Annotated in this window: 7 protein-coding genes; 3 read left to right on the plus strand and 4 right to left on the minus strand. The window is 62.8% G+C overall.

Annotated elements, in window-relative coordinates:
* Nucleotides 1–381 precede the first annotated feature (381 nt).
* From RM531_RS15515 to gmd, 3 genes are all read right to left on the minus strand, one after another.
* Complete coding sequence (locus tag RM531_RS15515; RefSeq protein WP_311660590.1) at nt 382–831, minus strand: low molecular weight protein-tyrosine-phosphatase; 450 nt, start codon at nt 829–831, stop codon at nt 382–384.
* A 261-nt stretch (nt 832–1,092) separates the two neighbouring features.
* Nucleotides 1,093–2,028 carry a GDP-L-fucose synthase gene (fcl, locus tag RM531_RS15520; protein ID WP_311660592.1) on the minus strand — a complete coding sequence of 312 codons (936 nt, stop codon included), beginning with the start codon at nt 2,026–2,028 and terminating at the stop codon, nt 1,093–1,095.
* A 25-nt stretch (nt 2,029–2,053) separates the two neighbouring features.
* Nucleotides 2,054–3,142, minus strand: a complete 1,089-nt coding sequence (gmd, locus tag RM531_RS15525) for a GDP-mannose 4,6-dehydratase (RefSeq protein WP_311660594.1) — start codon at nt 3,140–3,142, stop codon at nt 2,054–2,056.
* A 278-nt stretch (nt 3,143–3,420) separates the two neighbouring features.
* On the opposite strand from gmd, the gene RM531_RS15530 reads away from it, so the two are divergent.
* The 3 genes from RM531_RS15530 to RM531_RS15540 all read left to right on the plus strand — a co-directional run bounded on the left by RM531_RS15530 (nt 3,421) and on the right by RM531_RS15540 (nt 5,717).
* Entirely contained in the window at nt 3,421–3,828 is a 408-nt protein-coding gene (locus RM531_RS15530) for an MbcA/ParS/Xre antitoxin family protein (RefSeq protein WP_311660597.1), read from the plus strand.
* A complete protein-coding gene (locus tag RM531_RS15535; protein ID WP_311660599.1) occupies nt 3,828–4,547 on the plus strand; it encodes an RES family NAD+ phosphorylase in 720 nt (239 codons plus the stop codon). Before RM531_RS15530 ends, RM531_RS15535 begins: the two co-directional genes overlap by 1 nt.
* Nucleotides 4,548–5,036: 489 nt before the next feature.
* On the plus strand, nt 5,037–5,717 hold the full coding sequence (locus RM531_RS15540) for a tyrosine-type recombinase/integrase (RefSeq protein WP_311660601.1): 681 nt from the start codon (nt 5,037–5,039) through the stop codon (nt 5,715–5,717).
* 33 nt (nt 5,718–5,750) lie between these two features.
* On the opposite strand, the gene RM531_RS15545 is transcribed toward RM531_RS15540, so the two are convergent.
* Nucleotides 5,751–6,000 (minus strand): integrase core domain-containing protein (locus tag RM531_RS15545; RefSeq protein WP_311660602.1); only part of this gene is annotated, 250 nt, incomplete at its 5' end.

Below are 6,000 nucleotides of genomic sequence, written 5' to 3' on the forward strand. Positions count from 1 at the left end.
GCCCGTCACCTTGCGCTTTATAGGCCGAATGAATTCGGCCCTACAGATGATCCGGCAGTCATCCGGGGCATCAGCACCAGGCTGTAGGGCGTGATTTATCGCGCCTGCCTGTCATGGCAACGAGTTGCGGCAATCCGGCTCGGGTAGCATCGTGCTGAGGTGAAATCCCGGCCGGAGGACGCATCCGGACAGGCCGAATGAATTCGGCCCTACGGGCAATCCGGCAATCATCCGGGGTATCAGCGCCAGGCTGTAGGGCGTGATTTATCGCGCCTGACACCCTGCCCAACGGCAGCACCAACACAACCCGGCCGAATGAATTCGGCCCTACGAAGAGTCTGCGCCGCGCCCATATCTCGCACTGTGCCGATGCCCAGGGGATCAACGGCCGCCGTTCAGAGATCGGACGCGGTCGACCCAGTCCTGACCGTAATCGCGAATGCGGGCAAAAGCCTCGTCGAAGGCATCACGCGGCTGCTGGAAGGGGTCGGCCACCTCGGCCCGGTTGCGCCATTGGCCCAGCAGGAAGATGCGGCCGGTGAGCGTGGGGTGGTGGCGCTTTAGCCAGGCGACGTGCGTGTCGTCCATGACCAGAATCAGGTCGGCTGCGCCCACCAGCGCGACGTTGACTTGGCGCGCCTGGTGGGCCGACAGGTCCAGACCCGCGTCTGCTGCCACATCCTGCGCGTTGGGGGCAGCACCGTGCCCGACCAGCGCGCCAACGCCGGCCGATGTGACCTGCAGATCCGGCAGCTGCGCCTGAAGCCAGACCTCGGCCAGCGGGCTGCGGCAGATGTTGCCGGTGCAGACGGTGAGAATGCGTTGGATCACGGATATGGAGGTATGCAGAAGTTGCGAGCGGCGTGAGCGTACCAGCCCCGCGTCATCCGGCGGGGGCGACAGTATCTGGCCGGAAGAGACAGACCGGCGCAATGAATTGCGCCCTACAGACCGGGTTCCACCGGATGCGGCAGGCCAAATTCATTCGGCCTATCGAAACGCTGCTTACGATCCGCGTTGACGTCGGACGCAATGAGATAGCCGATGCAGAGCCGCATAAGCCAAGCATTGCTGGCATGTCGGCCTTGATTGTCAAACGCCCGGGCCGTTCTCGCGATACCAGTCGTAGGTCGCCGCAATCCCGTCGCGCAGGCCGGTCTGCGCCTGCCAGCCCAGCGCATGCAGACGCGACACATCCAGCAGCTTGCGCGGCGTGCCGTCCGGGCGGGTCCGGTCCAGTTCCAGCTCGCCTTCGAAGCCGACCACCTCGGCAATCAGGCCGGCCAGATCCCGGATGCTGATGTCCTCGCCCACGCCGATATTCAACGGCATTTCGTCTTCGTAGTGGTCCATCACGAACAGGCAGGCATCCGCCAGGTCATCCACGTGCAGGAACTCGCGGCGCGGCGTACCGCTGCCCCATAGCACCACGCTGCCCTGCCCGTCACGCTGAGCTTCGTGGAATTTGCGGATCAGCGCCGGCAGCACGTGCGAGGTTTCCAGATCGAAGTTGTCACCCGGGCCGTACAGGTTGGTGGGCATCACGCTCACCGCGTTGAACCCGGTCTGCCGGCGGTAGGCCTGGCACAGTTTGATGCCGGCAATCTTGGCGATGGCATACCACTCGTTGGTCGGTTCCAGCTCGCCGGTGAGCAGGCAGTCCTCCGACATGGGCTGCGGGGCGAACTTCGGGTAAATACAGGACGAGCCCAGAAACAGCAGCTTGCGAACGTCATGCGCCGCGGCCGCATCAATCACATGGGTCTGGATCAGCAGGTTGTCACGCAGGAAATCCACCGGCTGGGCGTTGTTGGCCTGAATGCCCCCTACCCGCGCCGCGGCCAGGAACACGTAGTCCGGCCGGGTCTCGGCAAAGAACGCGTTGACCGCCTCGCGATTGGTCAGGTCGAGCTCGTCACGGCCACGGGTTATCAGATTCGTATAACCCGCCCGTTCCAACCGCCGCACCAGCGCGGAACCAACCAGCCCGCGGTGGCCAGCCACATAGATCGCCGCATCGCGTTCCATCAATTTGCCCTTGTTCCGGGAGCCACTATTCCTGCGGCGCGTTCACGGCGTAGCCGCTGGCCCGAAGCGTCGCTTCGCGCTGGGCCGCGTCGAGATCGGCGTCCGCCATCTCCGCCACCAGCTCGGCAAAGGATACCTGCGGCTGCCACCCCAGCTGGCGCTGCGCCTTGGCGGGATTGCCCAGCAGGCTTTCCACTTCCGTGGGCCGGAAGTAGCGCGGGTCCACGCTGACCACCACCTCGCCGGTATCATCACGCCGCGCCTGCTCTTCCAGCCCCTGCCCGGACCAGCTCAGCGGCAGGTCCAGCCGGTCGGCGGCCAGCTGCACGAACTCACGCACGCTGTGCTGTTTGCCGGTGGCAATCACGAAGTCGTCCGGTGAATCCTGCTGCAGCATCAGGTGCATGGCGGCTACGTAGTCCCGGGCATGGCCCCAGTCCCGCAGCGCGTCCAGGTTGCCCAGGTACAGGCGCTGCTGAAACCCCAGCTTGATGCGCGCCAGCGCCCGCGTGATCTTGCGGGTGACGAAGGTTTCCCCGCGCAGCGGCGATTCGTGATTGAACAGGATGCCGTTCGATGCGTGCATGCCGTAGGCCTCCCGGTAGTTCACGGTCATCCAGTAGGCGTACAGCTTGGCCGCCGCATAGGGCGAGCGCGGGTAGAACGGCGTGGTCTCGTCCTGTGGTACGGCCTGCACCTTGCCGTACAGCTCGGAGGTGGAAGCTTGGTAGAAGCGGGTGCGCTGCTCCAGACCCAGAATCCGCAGCGCCTCCAGCAACCGCAGTGTGCCCAGGGCATCGCTGTTGGCGGTGTACTCGGCGGTTTCGAACGACACCTGCACGTGGCTCTGCGCCGCCAGATTGTAGATTTCGTCCGGCTGCACTTCCTGCACGATGCGGATCAGGTTGGTGGCGTCGGTGAGATCCCCGTAATGCAGCACGAACCGCTGCTCCGACTCGTGCGGATCCTGATAAAGATGATCCACCCGCTCGGTATTGAACAGCGACGCCCGCCGCTTGATGCCGTGGACCTCGTAGCCCTGGCCGAGCAGCAGTTCGGACAGATAGGCGCCGTCCTGGCCGGTGACGCCGGTAATCAACGCGCGTTTGGTCATGAATGCATCCACAGGGCCATTTTTGAACGCTCCGCCTGGCTTGATTGGCGCACCCACCGACAGGCGCGGCAGCCCAGGGCCAATCCTGCGAGACAACAGGGCGCGAAGATAGCGCGTACCGGTCGACTAACGCGACTCTCCGGCGCTTCCATGGTCGGTAATCCAGAGGATGCCCGAGGTTCTTGGCGCCTCGCCGCACCGGGACGTCAGCATTGCTGGCGTATTAATAGAACGCTAATATGTATTTATAAAAACAAATGGATCACGGAGAAAGTGGCGTGGAAGCCATAGCTACAATCGACGACGCCCCCGACGGCATCAGCCGGAAAGAGCGCGCCAGCCTGGCCCGGATGTGCGTGCGGCTGCTCGATCTGTGGGGTCTGGATCGGCGCCAGCAGGCGGTGATGCTGGGGTTGTCGCCGCGCACGCGCAGCACGCTGCGCAACTATGCCAACGGCACGCCGCTGCCGGAGCAGCGCGATATCCTCGACCGCGCCGGGCATCTGATGGGCATCATCAAGTCGCTGGAGATTCTGTTTCCGGAAAATCCGGAACTGGTCGAATCCTGGGCGACGACACCTGATCAGGCCCTGGGCGGGATGACGCCGTACCAGGTCGTGGCACGCGAGGGCCTGGCCGGGTTGCGGGACCTGCGGGCCTACCTGGATTATCTGCGAGGCCGGTGATGGCGGCGGGTCTACCGGATGCGCTGTTCGACCATCCGGTCCACATCCGGGAGGACGCGTTCCGCAACTTCGTCAGCCTGCGGCGCGGTCGCGATCTCTTTCACCGGCTTGCCGACAATGACGAGGATTCGGCGGCCGCAGTGAAGGCCGAGATGCGCACCCGCGGCCGCAAGGATCAGCCGCTGATCAATCGCCCGTTCGAGCCCTGGTACGGGGTGGTCGGCTTTCCGTTCGACCATCGCAACTGGGCACGCAGCCGTTATACCGACGGCAGTTTCGGCGTCTGGTACGGCTCACGGCGCGTGGAAACGACGGTGGCTGAAACCACCTACCACTTTGCCCGCGAGCTGGCGGGACGCGGCCAGGACCGGCACAAACGGCCGATCATCCGCGAACGCTGCGTGAAGACGGCCCATGTGGATGCGCTGGTGTTCGACCTGTGTGGCAAGGAACGGGACTTCCCGGCGCTGGTGGCCAGTGACAGCTATGACTTCACGCAGCAGGTCGGCCGGGCGGTTCACGAAGGCCACCACCCCGGCCTGCTGGCGCCCTCGGCGCGCCACGCGGGCGGCGTGAATGTCGACATCTTCAGCCCGAATTACCTGCGCAACCCCCGGGATTACTGCCATCTCACCTACCGCTTCCATCCGGGCGACGGCCGGATGGAAGTAGAGCGCGAACCGGGGGCGGTGTGGATGACGCTCAGGCCGCTCGCATGAACGGGGCTCGTGTCAGAGGCGATACATCACACTTCTCCGTCGCTGCGGCGAGGAAGTCTGGCGTCAGTAGGAGTGATGCGGCGACCTCCTGCCCCGGTCATGCTCAAACAATGCGCCTACCCAAATGAGATAGCCCGCGGCGCTTCGCGCCTCAGTATGACGGATGGGGCCGACGCAGGCGGAGTATTACCCAGCGTTGCCGGATATGACACGAGGGGTCTGTTGCAGCATTGGCTTAGCAGCCAATCGGCAACGGAAGGAAATGGAAATGGTCGGGGTAGCAGGATTTGAACCTACGACCTTCTGCACCCCATTCAATCACAACGATTATCCGAGAAACAAGAAGAATAGGTTGATTCCGCCCTAACCCACTGGTTATGTTATGAAACCGGTTGCCCATAGATTGCCATCGTGAGACAGTCGACGTCACTGGTTGCGCACTAATTTGCTGACATAGTGCTGACACCGCTACCAGGGGTTTGGCGCACGATGGAGCAACGACTTACCGACCGGCTCGTGAAAGCCATGCCCGCGCCGGCTACTCGCTACAGAATCGTCTGGGACGAAAAAATCTCTGGCTTCGGCGTACGAGTTACGAAGTCCGGTGCTAAATCCTTCGTCCTAAATTACCGCGTACTGGGTCGAGAACGCCGATACACGATCGGGCCGTATCCAGCGTGGAGTGTTGCTGCGGCCCGTGAGCGAGCCGGTGTTCTCAGGCGGATGGTGGACACAGGAATTGATCCGATGGAGGAGCGTGAAGCCCGTCACTCGGAGCCCACACTCGCCGAATTTTGCGACCGCTTTCTGAACGAGCACGTAAAGCCCCGCAATCGATCCAGGACCCATCAGCACTATGCCTACGTGGTCGATAAATTCGTGCGTCCTGCCCTCGGCACGCGAAAGATCACTGCCATCAAAAACGATGACGTCCGCCGGTTACATCGACGCATTAGCGAGGGCCAGCCCGTGCTCGCGAATCGCGTCGTTGCGGTTCTCTCGACCATGTTCAATGTCGCTATCCGCTGGGGCGTCTGTGAAGCAAATCCCGCGAAGGGCATCGACAAGAATCACGAAGCCAAGCGTGAGCGGTATCTTTCCGCTGATGAATTGCGGCGGGTATGCAAAGCGCTGTCCGATTACCCCTACATTGAGAAAGTCCGGCGGTAATCCCCCCATTCTTAACGCTGCCCAAGAGTGGAGCTAAGCGGCTATCAGTTTCTGCATCGGAGTGATGCCGCCGATAGCCATATTGGGTCGTTCGTGGTTGTAGGTCCATAGCCATCGGGTAGCGGCGTCCTGCACCTGGCTGATGGAGTCGAATAGGTACTGGCTCAGCCAGTCGTAACGCACGGTCCGGTTGTAGCGTTCGACATAGGCGTTCTGCTGGGGCTTGCCGGGCTGGATGTATTCCAGGCGGATGCCCTGTTGTTTCATCCAGGTCACCAGCTCG

This window comes from Spectribacter acetivorans (assembly GCF_031846305.1).
GTDB lineage: Bacteria > Pseudomonadota > Gammaproteobacteria > Nevskiales > Salinisphaeraceae > Spectribacter > Spectribacter acetivorans.